The following is a 17,161-nucleotide window of genomic DNA, read 5'->3' as shown; positions in this document are numbered from 1 at the left end:
CGGTGGGTGCCCGTCAGCGATACCAGCCGAACCGCTCCGCGATCACCGGCAGCCGGTCGGCGACGATGGCGTGCGCCGCGGCCCGCGGCGTGGTCCCGTCGGCCTCCGCGCGGGCCAGCATCCGGTCGATCAGGTCGCGCATGGAGCGCCGGGTGTACGCGAACGCCTCCTCCGCGTCCGCGCCGATGTCGCCGAAGAGCGTCCACCACCACCAGGCGTTCGTCCCGGAGTTGACCACGACGTCCGGCAGCACGACGACCCCGCGCGCGGCGAGCAGCTCCTCCGCCTCGGGCAGTACGGGCATGTTGGCCGCCTCGACGATCCAGCGGGCGCCGATCTGCCGCTGGTTCTCGGTGTCGATGGCGTACGAGACCGCCGCCGGAACCAGCACCTCCGCGTCCATGGACAGCCAGGCGTCGCCCGGAAGTTCCTGGTCGGCCGGGCGCAGCGCCCCTCGGTCGACCGTCCCGTAGGTGTCCCGCGCCGCGAGGAGCGCGTCGACGTCGAGTCCGTCCGGGTTCGCGATCGTGCCCTTGACGTCCGCGACGGCGACGATGGCGAGGCCCGCGCGGGAGAGGAAGCGGGCCGTGGCTCCGCCCATGGTGCCCAGGCCCTGCACGGCCACGCGCGTCCCCGCGTGCGTCACCCCGGCGCGGTCCAGGGCCGCGAGCACCGACTCGGCGACACCGCAGCCGCCGACCAGTTCGTCGAGCCCGATCCCGTCCACGTCGACCGCGAAGGCGTCCGCGAGCCGCCGACGGGCCGTCGTCTCGTCGTCGAGCAGCGGGTACACGGCCTGGATGGACGAGACGAGCCCCGCCTCCTCGGCGGCCCGGTCGACCAGGTCCTGGGTGAGCCCGAGGTCCTCACCCGTGGTCCAGAAACTCTCGATGTAGGGGCGCATGGCGCGCAGATACCGCACCAGCAGGCCGTACGCCGCCGGGTCCTGGGGATCGCAGTCGATGCCGCCCTTGGCGCCGCCCAGCGGGATGTAGCGGCCCTCGGGGTTGTAGTGCAGGGCCTCCTTCATCGTCATCCCGCGGGCGAGCCCGGCGACCTCGTCCAGGGTGCAGCCTTCACGCATCCGCAGCCCGCCGCTGGAGACCCCGCGGACGAGCCGGTCGACCACCAGATAGCCGGGTCTGCCCGTGACATGGTCGGTCCAGGTGAGCGTGATCAGGGGCGTGGCCGAAGACGCGGTGAGCGGCGTGGCCGGCGGGGTGGTCAAGGGCGTGGTCATCAAGACTCCTCGGGGACGGCGATCAGGGTGGGACCGGGCGTGCGCAGCGCCTCGGTGAGGGCGAGGGCCAGCTCGTCGGGGTGGCACACGCGTGTGCCCTGTCCTCCGTAGGCGCGGGCCAGGGCGGGCAGGTCGACCGGAGCGAGGTCCACCGCGGTGGGGCGGTCGCCGCGGGCGGCCATCTCGTCGCGGATCTCTCCGTAGCCTCCGTTGTCGAACACCACGACGGGCAGCGGGAGTCGCAGCTGCGCGGCGGTCGCCAGCTCCTGCACCGTGAACTGGAGGCCGCCGTCCCCGCTCAGCGCCACCACCTGGCGCTCCGGGCACGCCACCTTGGCACCGATCGCCGCGGGCAGTGCGTAGCCGAGGGTGCCGAAGCCGGTCGGGTGAAGATAGCGCCCCGCCGGGCCCAGCGGGAGGTGCGGGAGCGCGCCGTAGTAGCAGCACTGGGCGCTGTCCGAGGTGAGGACCGCGTCGTCGGCCAGGACGCCGCGGATCGCCCGCAGGTACGGGATCCAGCGCGCGTCGCGCGCGGCACTCCCGGCGTACCGCGCGTCCCGCACCGCGGCGACCTCGTCGACGTCGACTCCGCCTCGTGGGTCGGGGACGTCGTGCCGCACACGCGCGTGGAGGCCCATTTCCGACAACAGCCCCTCCAGGGAGGCCCGCGCGTCGCCGACGAGCGCGATGTCCGTGGGCAGCCCGGAGTGCATCTGGTCCGGGTCGAGATCGGCTCGGACGAGCGTGCCCCCGAGGGCGGTCGGCGGCGACCAGAAATCGGACTCGGCCAGCTCCGTGCCCACGGCGAGGACGACATCGCGACCCGCCAGCCACTTCTGCACCGCCTCAGTGTGCAGCGAGACGCCGAGGGAGAGCGGATGCCGCTCGGGAACGATCCCCTTGCCGTTGGCGGTCGTCACGACAGGCGCGCCGCAGGCCTCCGCGAGGGCGAGACAGGAGGCCGCGGCGCCACGCGCGCCACCGCCGAGCACCAGCGCGGGCCGCCGGGCCTCCCCCAGGGTGCGCGCGGCCCGTCGTAGGGCCTCGGCGTCCGGCACCGGCCCCGCGGTGGCGGCAGGGGCGAGCCGCACCGGCCCCGCGGTCTCGGCCGCCGTCAGCAGATCCAGCGGCACCTCAAGGTGCACCGGCCGTGGCCGCCGCGTACGGAAGAGCGTGAACGCGCGCGCCACGGCGGCGCCGATCTCGGCCACCGAGGACACCCGGTGGCTGAACGCCGCGACGCCCCGCAGCGCCTCGGTCTGGCTGCGCATCTCGTGCAGCAGCCCGGTCGCCAGCCGGGGATGGCGCAGCGGCATCCCCGGGGAGACGACCAGCAGGGGCACGCTGTCCGAGTAGGCCTGCCCGACGGCGGCCGTGACGTTGAGGAGCGCGGGACCGGTGGTCGTGATCACGACACCGGGGCGGCCCGTCACGCGCGCGTACCCGTCGGCGGCGTACCCGGCGCCCTGTTCGTGGCGCGGGGTCGTGTGCCGGACGCCGTACGCCGCCAGGTGCCGGTAGATCTCCAGGTTGTGCGTGCCGGGGATGCCGAACGCCTGTGTCACGTCATGCGCGGCGAGCGCCCTGACGAGCGCCTCGCCACCCGTGCACACATTGCCACGCGGGTCGGCCTCCATGGTGCCTCCAAGTGCGGAACCATCGGCGCGACCGAAGACCCACCGGAACCTTTACTGAATCGCCAGTCAGTATCGGGAGCGGCTCGGGAGTCTGTCAATTTACTGAACGGATCTTCAGTAGTGGGCCCCTGGTACGCCGCCCGTCCGGCCCGTCGAACCCGCCCCACATGATGTCGTACGGCGGTTTCCGGCTGACTCTGGCCGTGCATCCGCAGTCCGGGCTCGGCGAGGGCTTCGCGATGGGTCCGCTGGTCGGCACGATCATCGTGTGCGTCGAGCCGCGCGACGCCGGGAGGAGGCGCCCTCCGGCTACGTCGACTTCCTGCGCACGGTGGGCGAGGCCGTGGGGAACGCGGTGCGGGAGCGGCGGGGGCCCGCCTGGCCCGGGCTGGACGGGCCAGGGCCGGTCAGGGCTGAGGCCGGCTTCCCTGGGCCCCGCGGGTGTCCGCTACTTCGGCGCAGGCGCCTGGTGCGCGGCGGCCGGCAGGTCGCACGAGTCCTTGAAGCCCTGACTGGTCAGCCCCAGTGCCGAGTTGATGCGCGAGCGCAGGTTCTCCACCGCCACCATGGCCGTCAGTTCGACGAAGGCGGGCTCGCCCAGGCGGTCGCGCAGCCGCTCGGCCAACTCGTCCCGCACGGCGGGCGGGGTGGCCGTCATGGCCTCCGCGTACTCCAGGACGTCCCGCTCCAGCGGCGTGTACACCTCGCTCTCGCGCCAGCACGGTACGTCCAGCAGCTTCTCGCGGGCCATGCCGCGCTCCCGGCCGACCCAGTAGCCGAAGTCCATGCACCAGGAGCACCCGATCGACGCGGACGCCGCCATCTCCGCGAGTGCCTTGAGACCGGGGTCCAGCGCGTTCCACTTCGCGACCGAGCGCTCGAAGGCCAGGTCGGACCGCAGAACGCGGGGATTGTGTGCGAGGGCCCTGCCGGGGTCGAGGACCTTCCCGTAGGTGCGCTTCGAGTACCACTCCATGACGCGGAAGAAGAGCGTGCGCCGCGGGGTTAGGGAAATGCGGGCCATGGGGCCACCTCCGGTTGTCCGGCCGGGGCGCCAGGTCTCGGCGCCCTCGCCGATACGACGGACCGGCACCCGCGGATGTGACATCGGCCCGCCGTGGGGGCACACCGGGGCGCCGGGCCTCGCGGTGTGTACCGGGGACATCGCACTGTGACACCGTCGACCCGGCGCTGTCAGAGGGGCCGACGATAATGGAAAGCCTGACCGACTCCACTTGGAGGTACCGTGACCGGATTCCGTACGTTGAGCTCCGGGCTCCGCGCGTTGCAGCCCGCCGCCTTCGGCGCGGACCCCGGCGGTGAGCGCATGGAGCGCATTCGCAGATCGCCGAATTTCGCGGACGGTGTCTTCCAGAACCCGGTGAGCGCCCGTACCAGCCCCGACGGCTCCATGCTCGAGTTCGCGAAGGTCTTCTTCCGCAAGGAGGAGCGCGTCCACCGCGCCCCCGCAGGCACGGTGCCGGTGTACCCCACCACGCTCGCCGACCTTGCCAAGCCCGCGGCGAGCGGGCTGCGGATCACCTGGATGGGGCACTCCAGCGTGCTCGCCGAGATAGACGGGCACCGGGTGCTGTTCGACCCCGTCTGGGGCGAGCGCTGTTCCCCCTTCAACTTCGTCGGGCCCAAGCGGCTGCACCCGGTGCCCCTGCCGCTGGCCGCGCTCGGCCCGGTCGACGTCGTCGTCATCTCGCACGACCACTACGACCACCTCGACCTGCCCACCATCAAGGCACTGGCCGGCACGGACACGGTCTTCGCGGTGCCGCTCGGCGTCGGCGCCCACCTGGAGCACTGGGGCGTCTCGCCCGACCGGCTGCGTGAACTGGACTGGAACGAGACCACCAAGGTCGGCGGCATCTCCCTGACCGCGACACCCGCCCGGCACTTCTGCGGCCGGGGCCTGCGCAACACCCAGCACACGCTGTGGGCCTCCTGGGTGGTGGCGGGCGACGAGCACCGGATCTACCACAGCGGGGACACCGGCTATTTCGAGGGCTTCAAGGACATCGGCGCCGAGCACGGCCCGTTCGACATCACGATGATCCAGGTCGGGGCGTACAGCGAGTTCTGGCCCGACATCCACATGACGCCAGAGGAGGGCATGCGCACCCACCTGGACCTCCAGGGCGGGCGGCCCACCGGCGTGACGCTGCCCATCCACTGGGCCACCTTCAACCTGGCGACGCACCCCTGGGTGGAGCCCGGTGAGGGCATGATGGCCGCCGCACACACGGTGGGCGCCCGCGTCGCGCTGCCCCGCCCCGGCCAGCCCTTCGAACCCACCTCCGAGGCCGTCCCGGTCGAGCCCTGGTGGCGCGGTGTGGCCGTGTCGCCGAAGGGCGGCTGGCCCGCCATCGAGAGGACCGGAGCGGAGATCTCCGCTTCCAGTACTCCGGGTGACGTCGTGGGCGAAGCTTCGGAGGGCACCGGAGAGCCGGAGACGGTGTCCGCGAGCTGAATTTCCTGAATGTCCGATCGACGGCGAGGGTCGGGGAGCGAACTGCTCCCCGACCCTCGCCGTGTGTTCTCGACCGGTTCTGACCAGCTCTGATCGGATCGGTGACGCAGGGGAACGTGCGTCCGAGGGGGATATCGGTCTGCCGTGCGAGGCCTCATACCAGAGCGGGACGCCTTCCGGGGGAGTTTGTCAACTGCCCACCGCACATGATGGCTTGCCGACTACTGTCAGTTGCCGTCGGGCGACGCAGGGCCGAATTCTTCGGCTCTCTCGACCGGCATCGCGATGGCGCACGCCCGAGTCGCGCAGACCCGCGGGAGCCCCCGTGGCCCCCGACGCACCAGTACGAGGACGCAGATGTCTCACCTCCGCGCACCGGCCGCACGCGCAGACCGCCGTGAGGGCGGGCGGCACGGGCGGCCGGTCGCCCGCACGGTCACCCCGCAGCCCGAGACCCACCTACGGCCCCAGCTGCTGCGCCTGGCGGTCCTGCCGCCGATCGCGGTGGCGCTCAGCGCGTGCGCGGCCGTGCTGTTCACCGTCCGCTCCACCGGCGCGCGCCCCGGCGTCATCCTGTGGTCGGTGCTCGCCGGCGCCGGGTGCGTCGCTCTCGCGGGCATCCTGATCGCGGCCGTCGGCGCCGACCGGGCCGCCACGTCCGTACGGGAACGCATCGGTGCCCTGCGCCGCGGCAGCGCCCGCACCGAAGCCGACCTGCGCGCCGTCGTCGAGGGACTGCGCCGGGGCGAGAGCCCGCCCGCGCCCAAGCAGCGCCGCCGGCCGGGGCCGGACGCCGACGACTTCGAGCTGCTCGCCGCCGACCTCTCCCGCGCGCACGACGGCGCCGTCACCGCCGTCGTGCAGGCCGCCCAACTCTCCAGCCAGGCGGGCAGCGAACAGAAGGTCGAGGTCTTCGTCAACCTCGCGCGACGGCTTCAGTCCCTCGTGCACCGCGAGATCTCGATCCTCGACGAGCTGGAGAACGAGATCGAGGACCCGGACCTGCTCAAGGGCCTCTTCCACGTCGACCACCTCGCCACCCGCATCCGACGGCACGCCGAGAACCTCGCCGTGCTCGGCGGCGCCGTCTCGCGCCGCCAGTGGAGCAACCCCGTCTCCATGACCGAGGTGCTGCGGTCGGCGATCGCCGAGGTCGAGCAGTACTCGCGGGTCAAGCTGGTGCCCCCGATCGACGGCACCCTGCGCGGGCACGCCGTCGCCGACGTCATCCACCTACTGGCCGAACTCGTCGAGAACGCGACGGTGTTCTCCGCCCCGCACACCCAAGTGCTGCTGCGCGTCAACCTCGTCACGTCCGGCCTCGCCGTCGAGGTCGAGGACCGGGGCCTGGGCATGCCCCTGGGCGAGCAGAGCAAGATGAACACGCTGCTCACCGACCCCGATCAGGTGAATGTCGCAAGCCTCCTCCAGGACGGCCGGATCGGCCTGTTCGTGGTGTCGCAGCTCGCCCGGCGGCACGGCATCCACGTACGGCTCCAGACCAACATCTACGGCGGTGTCCAGGCCGTACTGGTCGTACCGCAGGCGCTGTTGGGCGCGGCGCCGGGCGCCCCCGGGGACGTATCGCAGGCACAGGCCCAGCAGGCCCAGCAGTCCAAGGCCGGCGGCGCGCGTCCGCCTGCCGGAGCTCAGGCCGGGCCGACCGCGCCCGTGCCCTCCGCCGACGCCACGGCGTCCTCCGCGCCGCGGCAGCGGGACCAAGTGCCGCCCGCCGCGCCGGGCACGGGCGGCAGCGGCCCGGCGCCGCTCCCCGTGCGCGGCGCCCGCGCGGAGCGGCCCAACCCGGCCGAGGCCCTGCCCGGCATCCGCCCCGACGACCGGCCCGTGGTGGCGGAGAACGCGGCCATGCCGCCCACCCCGCGCAACGGCGCGGTGCGCGGCACCATGGGCAAGCCCCAGCTGCCCAAGAGACGCGCCCAGGAGCACATCGCACCCCAACTGCGAGACGGACCCGTGCCCCGTCAGGACCCGGAGCACGTCGTCGGCCACGACCCCGGCCTGATGGCGGCGTTCCAGCGGGGGATCGGGCTCGCCGAGGCCCAGCACGCCGAGGAGCGGCGCGTGGAGCCACCGCACACCGGAGAACCGCACATGGAGCGGCCGCACTTCGATCTGCCGCACTCGGACTTGCCGCACCCGGACCTGCCGCACTCCGATCTGCCGTACCCGGACCTGCGGCACCTGGATCCGTTGCCGCCGCTCGACGTGATCCGTGTCGACCAGACGTCCACGGGCGCGCCCCCCATAGCCGACACCCACCCGGCGCACGCGCCCGCCCCGCACGAGACGCACGGGACCCGCGACACAACCGCACCCGCGCCCGGACACGACCTCACGGCCCGGCACGACGGGAGCACAACGGCCGGATGACCACCCCCCTGACACCCCCCACCCACACCCCCACACCCTCCGCTCCGGCAGACCTTCGTACCTCAAGGAGTCGATCCACCATGGCGAGCGACGCGCCGACCGCCCATGTATCCGATCTCGACTGGCTGATGAGCGGCCTCGTACAGCGCGTACCGCACACCACCAGCGCGGTACTCCTCTCCTGCGACGGACTCGTGAAGTCGGTCCACGGCCTCGACCCGGACAGCGCCGACCACATGGCGGCGCTCGCCTCCGGTCTCTACTCGCTCGGCCGCAGCGCGGGCGTGCGCTTCGGCGACGGCGGAGAGGTGCGCCAGGTCGTCGTGGAACTCGACTCGACCCTGCTGTTCGTCTCCACCGCGGGCTCCGGCACCTGTCTCGCGGTGCTCGCCGGCCGCGAGGCCGACGCGGCGGTGCTCGGCTACGAGATGGCGATGCTGGTCAAGAGCGTCCGTCCGTATCTGATGACCGCGCCCCGGCAGGGCGCCGTGGAACCGCCGGCGATGAGGCCTTGAGGGTGGCCGCGGCCGGCGACGGGCCCTGGCTCGACGACGCGGCCGGACGGCTGGTGCGCCCCTACACGGTCAGCAACGGCCGGACCCGGCCGACCACCGCCCTCGACCTGCTGTCGCAGGTGATGGCGACCGGGGCCACACCTCTGGGCTACCTCGGCCCCGAGCACACCCAGGCACTCGAACTGTGCCGGGCGCCCGTCTCGGTCGCGGAGATCGCCGCACACCTGAAGCTGCCCGCGGCGGTCACCAAGGTGCTGCTCTCCGACCTCGTCGACTGCGGGGCACTGACCACCAAGCCGCCCGAGTTCCACCACAACCCCACTGACCGGTCTCTTCTGGAGGCAGTGCTCGATGGACTACGACGACAGCTCTGATCCCTTCCCCACCGCGCTGAAGATCCTGGTGGCGGGAGGGTTCGGGGTCGGCAAGACGACCTTCGTGGGCGCGGTGAGCGAGATCGCGCCGCTCAGCACGGAGGAGCTGCTCACCACGGTCAGCGCCGCGACCGACAATCTCGACGGCATCGAGAACAAGGTCGAGACCACCGTGGCGATGGACTTCGGCCGCATCACCCTCGATCCGGAACACGTCCTGTACCTGTTCGGCACCCCCGGGCAGCAGCGGTTCTGGTTCATGTGGGACGAGCTGTCCGAGGGCGCGCTCGGTGCGGTGATCCTCGCCGACACCCGCCGCCTGGAGGACTGTTTCGCGGCCGTCGACTTCTTCGAGCAGCGCGGTCTCGGCTTCATCGTCGCCGTCAACGAGTTCGACGGTGCCTACCGCTACGACCCCGAGGAGGTGCGCGCGGCCATCGACCTCGACCCCGAGATCCCCATCGTGCGCTGTGACGCCCGGATCTCCAGTTCGGGCGTGCAGACCCTGCTCACCCTGGTCCGCCACCTTCTCGCCCACGCACCGACGCACGCCCCCAGCCGCTGAGCCCGCACCTGGTGCACCCTTCCAGTCGCTGAGCCCGCACCCGACCCACGTCCCCGCCACGGAGCCCACACACCATGACGCCCGCCCCACACCAGGGAGCCCGTAGATGAGTTACGACCCGCCGCGCCCGGCCGGTCGTCTGCTGCTGACCCCGGAGGACAAGGACGCCCCCGCCCGGGTCCGCCGACTGCGCCGACTGGGCCTGGGAGAACGCACGGAACCCGCCTTCGACGCCTTCGCGGACCGGCTCGCCGAAGTCGCCGCGGTGCCGTACTCGATGGTCAACTTCATCGACGAGAACCGGCAGTTCTTCGCGGGCCTGCACACCCCGGACGGCAACGTGTCGGTCGCCCGGCTGCTCCCGGCCGCCTCGGACGGCACCGGCACCGGCAAGGGCATCGGGCGCTACCTGACCCGCGACTACGGGTTCTGCCCCCATGTGGTCGTCCGCCGCAAGGCGCTGGTCCTGGAAGACGTCTGCGACTACCCGCGTTTCGCCGGCAACCCGGTCGTCGACGAGATCGGCGTCCGCTCCTACCTGGGCGCCCCGCTGATCGACCGCACCGGCATCGCCCTCGGCACGATCTGCGTCGTCGACCTCGAACCGCGCCCGTGGGGGAAAGCGGGCCTGGAGACCATCAAGTCGTTGGCGGCGGAACTGGTCGAGCAGTTGGAGCGCCGCGAGGACACCGGGGGGATCTGACGCCCGCGGCCGGAGGCGTGAAGGAAAGCTGCGGCCGCGCTTAAGAAATCCTCGATGGACCAACGGCGCCCCCGTGCGGCAGATTTCTCCGGGAAATCACCCCTCTCCCCGGTACGGGCTCCTTCGGCGTGCCCTGCTCCGGGACCTCACCACGGGAGCCACAGCTTGAAGGCGCTGGTCAAGGAGAAGGCGGAGCCCGGGCTCTGGCTCACGGACGTCCCGGAACCGGAGATCGGCCCCGGCGACGTACTGATCAAGGTCCTCAGGACCGGGATCTGCGGTACCGACCTGCACATCCGCACCTGGGACGGGTGGGCGCGGCAGGCCATCCGCACGCCGCTCGTCCTCGGCCACGAGTTCGTCGGAGAGGTCGTGGAGACCGGCCGCGACGTCGTCGACATCAAGGCGGGCGACCGGGTCAGCGGCGAGGGCCACCTGGTGTGCGGCAAGTGCCGCAACTGCCTGGCCGGCCGCCGCCACCTGTGCCGGGCCACGGTCGGCCTCGGCGTCGGCCGCGACGGCGCGTTCGCCGAGTACGTGGCCCTGCCCGCCGCCAACGTGTGGGTGCACCGCGTCCCCGTCGACCTCGACGTCGCCGCGATCTTCGACCCGTTCGGCAACGCCGTGCACACGGCGCTGTCCTTCCCCCTGGTCGGCGAGGACGTCCTCATCACGGGCGCGGGCCCGATCGGTCTGATGGCCGCGGCCGTGGCCCGGCACGCGGGCGCCCGCAACGTCGTCATCACCGACGTCAGCGAGGAGCGCCTCGACCTCGCCCGCAAGATCGGCGTCAGCCTCGCGCTGAACGTCGCGGAGTCGACCATCGGCGACGGCCAGCGCGCCCTCGGCCTGCGCGAGGGCTTCGACATCGGCCTGGAGATGTCCGGCCGCCCCGAGGCGATGCGCGACATGATCGCCAACATGACGCACGGCGGCCGGATCGCGATGCTCGGCCTGCCCGCCGAGGAGTTCCCGGTCGACTGGTCCCGGATCGTCACCTCCATGATCACGATCAAGGGCATCTACGGTCGTGAGATGTTCGAGACCTGGTACGCGATGTCCGTCCTCCTCGAAGGCGGCCTCGACCTGGCACCGGTCATCACCGGCCGCTACGACTACCGCGACTACGAGGCCGCCTTCGCGGACGCCGCGAGCGGCCGTGGCGGCAAGATCATCCTCGACTGGAGCGCGTGAGCGTCCGCACGAACCCCTCCGAACCGCGTAATCCCCTAGGAGCCCTTTCCATGTTCGACTCCGTGCGCGACGACCTCCGCACCACCCTCGACGAGATCCGTGCCGCCGGTCTCCACAAGCCCGAGCGCGTCATCGGCACCCCGCAGTCCGCGACCGTGACCGTCACCGCGGGCGGCCGCCCCGGCGAGGTCCTCAACTTCTGCGCGAACAACTACCTCGGCCTCGCCGACCACCCCGAGGTCGTCGCCGCCGCCCACGAGGCCCTCGACCGCTGGGGCTATGGCATGGCGTCCGTGCGCTTCATCTGCGGTACGCAGGAGGTGCACAAGGAGCTGGAGGCGCGCCTGTCCGCGTTCCTCGGCCAGGAGGACACGATCCTCTACTCCTCCTGCTTCGACGCCAACGGCGGCGTCTTCGAGACCCTCCTCGGCGCCGAGGACGCGGTCATCTCCGACGCCCTCAACCACGCCTCGATCATCGACGGCATCCGTCTGTCCAAGGCGCGCCGCTTCCGCTACGCCAACCGTGACATGGCCGACCTGGAGGCCCAGCTCAAGGAGGCGTCCGACGCGCGCCGCCGTCTGATCGTCACCGACGGCGTCTTCTCGATGGACGGCTATGTCGCGCCCCTCAAGGAGATCTGCGACCTGGCCGACCGCTACGACGCCATGGTCATGGTCGACGACTCGCACGCCGTCGGCTTCGTCGGCCCCGGCGGCCGCGGCACCCCCGAGCTGCACGGCGTCATGGACCGCGTCGACATCATCACCGGCACCCTCGGCAAGGCGCTCGGCGGCGCCTCCGGCGGTTATGTCGCCGCCCGCGCCGAGATCGTCGCCCTGCTGCGCCAGCGCTCCCGCCCGTACCTCTTCTCGAACACGCTCGCGCCGGTGATCGCGGCGGCCTCCCTGAAGGTGCTCGACCTGCTGGAGTCGGCCGACGACCTGCGCATCCGACTCGCACAGAACACCGCGCTGTTCCGTTCCCGGATGACCGCGGAGGGCTTCGACATCCTCCCCGGAGACCACGCGATCGCCCCCGTCATGATCGGCGACGCGACCGTCGCCGGACGCATGGCGGAGCTGCTCCTGGAGCGCGGCGTGTACGTGATCGGCTTCTCGTACCCGGTCGTCCCGCAGGGCCAGGCACGGATCCGGGTGCAGCTGTCCGCCGCGCATTCCACGGACGACGTGAACCGGGCGGTCGACGCGTTCGTGTCCGCCCGCGCGGAGCTCGAGGGCTGAAAGACGCCTGTGACCTGAGAGAATCGGTCGCATGATCGAAGCGCGGCGGCTCCACATCCTCCGTGCGGTGGCCGACCACCGCACGGTCACGGCGGCGGCCGCCGCGCTCTATCTCACCCCCTCCGCGGTCTCCCAGCAGCTGACCGCGCTGGAGCAGGAGACCGGCCACCGGCTCGTCGAGCGCGGCGCCAAGGGCGTCCGGCTGACTCCGGCCGGCGAGATCCTGCTCAGCCACACCAACGAGGTCCTGGCCCAACTGGAGCGCGCCGAGGCGGAGTTGGCCGCGTACAGCGGGGGCTCGGCGGGCACGGTCACCGTCGCCGCCTTCGCGACCGGTATCGGCCTGGTCGTGGCCCCCGCGCTGGCCCGCCTCGCCCGCACGGCCCCCGGTATCCATGTCCGCGTCCAGGACGCCGAGGGTGACGCCAGTCTGCCGATGGTGCTCGACCGGCTGGTCGACATCGCGGTCGCCGTCGAGTACCGGGGCGCCCCCGACGCGGACGACCCGCGGCTGACCCCCGTACCTCTGTACGCCGAGCCCTTCGACGCGGTCGTCCCACTCGGCCACCGGCTCGCCGACGCCGCCGAGGTCCCGCTCGCCGAGCTGGCCAAGGATCCGTGGATCGGTCCGTACCCGGGCAACCCCTGCCATGACGTGGTCGTCCTGGCCTGCGAGAACGCCGGATTCCAACCTCGTCTCGAACACTCCTCCGACGACTTCCGTGCCGTCGTCGCCCTCGCCTCGGCCGACGCGGGCGTCGCCCTGGTGCCCCGCTCGGCCCTGCGTGGCATGGACCTCACGGGAGTGCTGGTCCGCCCGGTCGACGGTGTCGCGCCCACGCGCCGGGTCTTCGCGGCCGTACGCCGGGGCGCGGAGGGGCATCCGCTGATCCGTCCGGTGCTGGAGGCGCTGGCCCAGGCCGCGACGGTCGACTGAGGGGAGTGCTCGGAGGGACTCCTGCCGTCCGTTTCACCTCTGGGATGTCCCACATCTGGGATAACATCCCGAATATGAGAAACGATGGGGAGCTTGACCTCGTGGATGTCCGGCTCGGGGCCCGGCTGGCCGAGCTGCGGTCCGAACGCGGCTGGTCCCTGGGGGAGTTGGCGGAGCGCAGTGGGGTCAGTCGCTCCACGCTGTCCCGCGCCGAGCGGGCCGAGATCAGCCCCACGGCCTCGCTCCTGAACCGGTTGTGCGCCGTGTACGGACGCACCATGTCGCAGCTGCTCAGCGAGGTCGAGGTGGAACCCGTCCCGGTGATGCGGGCGGCCGACCAGACGGTCTGGACCGACGAAGCCTCCGGATTCGTACGACGATCGGTGTCCCCGCCGCACGCGGGGCTGCGCGGCGAACTGGTCGAGGGGCGCCTCGGGTCGGGGGCCGACATCGCCTACGACCGGCCTCCCGTGCCCGGCCTGGAGCAGCACATCTGGGTCCTCGACGGAACGCTGGAGGTGACCGCGCAGAACGTCGAACACCGGCTCGACGCCGGGGACTGTCTGCGGCTGCGGGTCTGGGGGCCCACACGCTTCCGGTGTCCCGGCCCCGTGGACGTACGGTACGCGCTGGTGGTGGTGCTGCCGTGATCACCGTCTCCCGGCTGGACGCCGAGCGCCTTCGCGCCTCGGCGGGGGAGTTGGCCGAGCTGCTGGCCGACACCGTGGAGGGCGGGGCCTCGATCGGGTTCCTCGCCCCGTTGGAGCGGGCGGCGGCCGTCGCCTGGTGGGAGGAGCGCGTGGACGCGGTGTCGGCAGGGCGCCTCGCCGTGTGGGTGGCGCACACCGCCGACCGGATCCTGGGCACCGTGAGCCTCGCCTTCCCGGACAGACCCAACAGCCGCCACCGCGCCGAGCTGGTGAAGCTGATGGTGCACCGCGACGGCCGCGGGCAGGGCCTCGGCCGGGAACTCCTGACCGCCGCCGAGCACGCCGCCGCCACCGCCGGAATCACCCTCCTGCACCTGGACACCGAGACCGACAGCCCCGCCGAGTCCCTCTACCGCTCCGCGGGCTGGACCCGGCTCGGGGCGATCCCCGACTACGCGGCGACGCCGGCGGGCGAGCCGCGCCCGACGACGATCTTCTACAAGCGGCTGGGAGCGCGGACCCCCGGAGGCGAGTGACTGTCAGTGCCATTGGCTACGGTGCGACTCATGCCGGATGCCGAAGCCGTACGTCGTATCGCCCTCTCCCTGCCGGACACCACGGAGAAGATCGCCTGGAGCATGCCCACCTTCCGGGTCGCGGGGAAGATGTTCGCCACGCTGCCCGAAGAGGAGACCTCCATCGCGGTGCGCTGCCCCAAGGAGGAGCGCGACGAACTCGTCCTGGCCGAGCCCGGGAAGTTCTGGATCGCCGACCACGAGGCGGGTTTCGCCTGGGTCCGGGTCCGGCTCGCCGCCCTGGAGGACGGCGACGAGCTCCGCGACATCCTGGCCGACTCCTGGCGCCAGGCGGCTCCGCCCCGGCTGCTGGACGCCTACCCGGAGCTGGGACTTCCGACGGCCGGCTGACACGCGTGTCCGCGCGAGGGAGCGCGGGGGAGCGCGGGGGCGGATTCAGGGGCGCGGCCGGCCCGAAGCGCTCAGGAAGCCGCCGATCCGCTCCCGCAGGGACGCCGCGTCGAGGCCGTGCGCCGCCAGGTGTTCGTCGATGGTTCCGTACCGGCGCAGCTCACGCCGGCCGACGCCGAGGCCGAGGACACGGTGGGACACCTCGGCGAGCGCGTCGCCCGCGACGGCCGTGGACGTACCGGCCAGATACGGCTCGACGAGGACGACGTCGGTGCCTGCCGCCGCTGTGGCACGGCGCAGGGCCGCCCCGTCGAAGGGCCGCACGGTGGTCGCGTACAGGACGGTGACGTCGAGCCCCTCCGTGGCGGCGACCACGGAGTCGAGCATCGGTCCGACGGCGACGACGACCCCTGCGCGCCCTTCGCGCACGGTACGGAAGCGGGCCCCGTCGACCGGCAGGCCCTGCGCGTTGGACTGCACGGACAACCGCACGTACACCTTGTCCTCCCCGGCGGCGACCGCGTGCCGCAGCAGCTTCTCGGCCTCGTCCGGATGGCCGGGAACATGCACGGTCCAGCCGTCCAGCGTGTCGAGCAGGGCCACGTCACCGGGTGCCATGTGGGTGAAGCCTCCGGCGGGCCAGTCGAAGGACGCGGCCGCGCTCACCAGCACCGCGCCCACGTCCTGATGTCCGAGGTCCAGCTTGACCTGCTCGAACGGCCGCTCGACGAGGAAGCTGGCGAAGGTGTGCACGACGGGCCGCAGGCCGGTCAGGGCCAGGCCCGCGCCCGCCCCGACCAGGAGCTGCTCGCGGATCCCGACGTTGATCACCCGATCCGGATGCCTGCGCCGGGCGTCCGTGAAGCCGTCCTTGCCGATCTCGGCGAGAACGACCGCGACCCGCGGGTCCTCGTCGAGCAGCCGCGTCACGACAGGGGCGAAACGATCACGCATCGTGTCCATGGAAGGGGGTCCTTTCAGGGGGCGTACGGGACGAGAGCGAGAGAAGGGGGGAGCGTCGAGTAGCGCAGGTGCCTCGCACGGCACAGGCGCCTCATGCGCCTCGGGTGCCTCAGGCGGACTTCGGCTCGACCCGGGCGACGACCACGTGCGGGCGACCCGGGTGGGGTGCGGTGAAGGCGGCGTACAGCGCCTCGTGGTCACGGCCGTCGACGGTCAGGGCGGACCAGCCCGCGGCCTCGAACCGGGCGGCGATACCGCCGGGCCTGGCATGACTGGCGGAGGAGTTGTCGATCACTACGGTGTGCAGCCGGTCGAGACGGGCCGGCCCGGCGTACGCGATCGCCTCGTGGTTGCTGCCCTCGTCCAGCTCCGCGTCGCCGATCAGCACCCACACGCGCGGCTCGTCCAGCCCCTGTGCGCGCAGGCCCAGCGCGGTGCCGACCGCGATCGGCAGCCCGTGCCCCAGTGAGCCGCTGCCGATCTCGGCGCCGGGTACCAGCACCCGGTCCGGGTGGTGCCCGAGCGGTGAGTCGTACGAGCCGAAGTCCGGCAGCCACTCCAAGGGCACGAAGCCCTTGGCCGCCAGCACCGCGTAGTACGCCATCGGCCCGTGCCCCTTGGAGAGCAGGAACCGGTCGCGCTCCGGATCGTCCACCCGCTCGGGCCCGACCCGTAGCACCCGGTCGTAGAGCACCCACAGGGCGTCCAGCGTGGACGTCGCCGCGGGGCCGTGCTTCTCGTCGCCGGTCATCAGCCCCATCAGGTGGGGCAGGTCCTGGTACCGGTGGTGTCGTGCCGCCTCGATGATCGTCATGCCGACGATCGTGCAACCTCAAGCAAGCTTCAGGTCAAGCATCGGCTCCGGGCCTTCCCTTGCGGCCCCCGGCTCCCGTCGGCCCCGGATAAACCGATGCGCGACCATCGGCTCGAGTGCGGTATTGTTTCCGTGCACGTTCGGCCAGGGGAAACCCCAGGTCAGGCGGGCAACGGGACGTGGCGCAGCTTGGTAGCGCACTTGACTGGGGGTCAAGGGGTCGCAGGTTCAAATCCTGTCGTCCCGACCAGCTTCACAGCAGGTCGGAGGCCGTCTTCTCGGTGACGAGGAGACGGCCTTTTTCGTGTCCTGGGAACAGCGTCCTGAACACGACATGGTGCGCCGCGCGAGCGCGCGGAAACAGGGACTCGGGCGCATCGAGGGCACGCCTGTTCGGCCAGGTCGCGCAGGCGTGCGACGTGCACCGTTGGCCGAGAAAAACGCTTGGACTGCGCGGGCGGCGTCGCGGGACACTGCGATTCCTGGCCCGCCGTACTCGCGCATGGGTGTCGCCGCGGCCGCGCGGGGC

At 72.2% G+C, this 17,161-nt stretch carries 17 protein-coding genes and 1 tRNA gene; 13 read left to right on the top strand and 5 right to left on the bottom strand.

Going from position 1 to position 17,161, the window contains the following annotated elements; translation table 11 throughout:
- Window positions 1-13: 13 nt before the first annotated feature.
- The 3 genes from OG568_RS09825 to OG568_RS09815 form a co-directional block, all read right to left on the bottom strand.
- Window positions 14-1,240: a Glu/Leu/Phe/Val dehydrogenase dimerization domain-containing protein gene (locus OG568_RS09825; protein ID WP_329531145.1), complete on the bottom strand. Its 1,227-nt coding sequence runs from the start codon at window positions 1,238-1,240 to the stop codon at window positions 14-16.
- On the bottom strand, window positions 1,240-2,877 hold the full coding sequence (locus OG568_RS09820; protein WP_329531144.1) for a 5-guanidino-2-oxopentanoate decarboxylase: 1,638 nt from the start codon (window positions 2,875-2,877) through the stop codon (window positions 1,240-1,242). The genes OG568_RS09825 and OG568_RS09820 overlap by 1 nt, the downstream gene beginning before the upstream one ends.
- Window positions 2,878-3,325: 448 nt before the next feature.
- On the bottom strand, window positions 3,326-3,901 hold the full coding sequence (locus tag OG568_RS09815) for a carboxymuconolactone decarboxylase family protein (protein WP_329531143.1): 576 nt from the start codon (window positions 3,899-3,901) through the stop codon (window positions 3,326-3,328).
- A 222-nt stretch (window positions 3,902-4,123) separates the two neighbouring features.
- On the opposite strand from OG568_RS09815, the gene OG568_RS09810 reads away from it, so the two are divergent.
- From OG568_RS09810 to OG568_RS09755, 12 genes are all read left to right on the top strand, one after another.
- Window positions 4,124-5,356 carry an MBL fold metallo-hydrolase gene (locus OG568_RS09810; protein WP_329531142.1) on the top strand — a complete coding sequence of 411 codons (1,233 nt, stop codon included), beginning with the start codon at window positions 4,124-4,126 and terminating at the stop codon, window positions 5,354-5,356.
- 357 nt (window positions 5,357-5,713) lie between these two features.
- A complete protein-coding gene (locus OG568_RS09805; protein WP_329531141.1) occupies window positions 5,714-7,747 on the top strand; it encodes a sensor histidine kinase in 2,034 nt (677 codons plus the stop codon).
- Between the two features lie 80 nt (window positions 7,748-7,827).
- Complete coding sequence (locus OG568_RS09800) at window positions 7,828-8,262, top strand: roadblock/LC7 domain-containing protein (protein ID WP_329531140.1); 435 nt, start codon at window positions 7,828-7,830, stop codon at window positions 8,260-8,262.
- 2 nt (window positions 8,263-8,264) lie between these two features.
- Entirely contained in the window at window positions 8,265-8,636 is a 372-nt protein-coding gene (locus OG568_RS09795; RefSeq protein ID WP_054232708.1) for a DUF742 domain-containing protein, read from the top strand.
- Window positions 8,614-9,201, top strand: a complete 588-nt coding sequence (locus OG568_RS09790; RefSeq protein ID WP_168513742.1) for a GTP-binding protein — start codon at window positions 8,614-8,616, stop codon at window positions 9,199-9,201. The genes OG568_RS09795 and OG568_RS09790 overlap by 23 nt, the downstream gene beginning before the upstream one ends.
- Window positions 9,202-9,307: 106 nt before the next feature.
- Complete coding sequence (locus OG568_RS09785) at window positions 9,308-9,904, top strand: GAF domain-containing protein (protein ID WP_329531139.1); 597 nt, start codon at window positions 9,308-9,310, stop codon at window positions 9,902-9,904.
- Window positions 9,905-10,069: 165 nt separating this feature from the next.
- Entirely contained in the window at window positions 10,070-11,098 is a 1,029-nt protein-coding gene (tdh, locus tag OG568_RS09780; RefSeq protein ID WP_266427417.1) for an L-threonine 3-dehydrogenase, read from the top strand.
- Window positions 11,099-11,148: 50 nt separating this feature from the next.
- Window positions 11,149-12,342 (top strand): glycine C-acetyltransferase, encoded by a 1,194-nt coding sequence (locus tag OG568_RS09775; RefSeq protein ID WP_266632088.1) that lies wholly within the window; start codon window positions 11,149-11,151, stop codon window positions 12,340-12,342.
- 31 nt (window positions 12,343-12,373) lie between these two features.
- Complete coding sequence (locus OG568_RS09770; RefSeq protein WP_266427412.1) at window positions 12,374-13,279, top strand: LysR family transcriptional regulator; 906 nt, start codon at window positions 12,374-12,376, stop codon at window positions 13,277-13,279.
- A gap of 74 nt (window positions 13,280-13,353) precedes the next feature.
- Complete coding sequence (locus OG568_RS09765; RefSeq protein WP_329531138.1) at window positions 13,354-13,929, top strand: helix-turn-helix domain-containing protein; 576 nt, start codon at window positions 13,354-13,356, stop codon at window positions 13,927-13,929.
- Window positions 13,929-14,465: a GNAT family N-acetyltransferase gene (locus OG568_RS09760; RefSeq protein WP_329536316.1), complete on the top strand. Its 537-nt coding sequence runs from the start codon at window positions 13,929-13,931 to the stop codon at window positions 14,463-14,465. The genes OG568_RS09765 and OG568_RS09760 overlap by 1 nt, the downstream gene beginning before the upstream one ends.
- Window positions 14,466-14,495: 30 nt before the next feature.
- Window positions 14,496-14,855, top strand: a complete 360-nt coding sequence (locus OG568_RS09755; RefSeq protein ID WP_329531137.1) for an MmcQ/YjbR family DNA-binding protein — start codon at window positions 14,496-14,498, stop codon at window positions 14,853-14,855.
- Between the two features lie 45 nt (window positions 14,856-14,900).
- On the opposite strand, the gene OG568_RS09750 is transcribed toward OG568_RS09755, so the two are convergent.
- Together OG568_RS09750 and OG568_RS09745 are read right to left on the bottom strand one after the other, a co-directional pair.
- The gene (locus OG568_RS09750; protein ID WP_329531136.1) at window positions 14,901-15,818 is read right to left on the bottom strand and encodes a transketolase family protein; all 918 of its coding nucleotides are present in this window, start codon (window positions 15,816-15,818) and stop codon (window positions 14,901-14,903) included.
- Between the two features lie 109 nt (window positions 15,819-15,927).
- The gene (locus tag OG568_RS09745) at window positions 15,928-16,632 is read right to left on the bottom strand and encodes a transketolase (protein WP_266588414.1); all 705 of its coding nucleotides are present in this window, start codon (window positions 16,630-16,632) and stop codon (window positions 15,928-15,930) included.
- A gap of 173 nt (window positions 16,633-16,805) precedes the next feature.
- Between OG568_RS09745 and OG568_RS09740 the strand changes: the two genes are divergently transcribed.
- A tRNA-Pro gene (locus OG568_RS09740) sits at window positions 16,806-16,882 on the top strand.
- Window positions 16,883-17,161: the final 279 nt, after the last annotated feature.

It is taken from the genome of Streptomyces sp. NBC_01450 (assembly GCF_036227505.1).
Classification (GTDB): Bacteria; Actinomycetota; Actinomycetes; order Streptomycetales; family Streptomycetaceae; genus Streptomyces.
The sequence above is the reverse complement of the archived record's forward strand: the minus strand, read 5'-3'. Positions and strand labels throughout refer to the sequence as shown.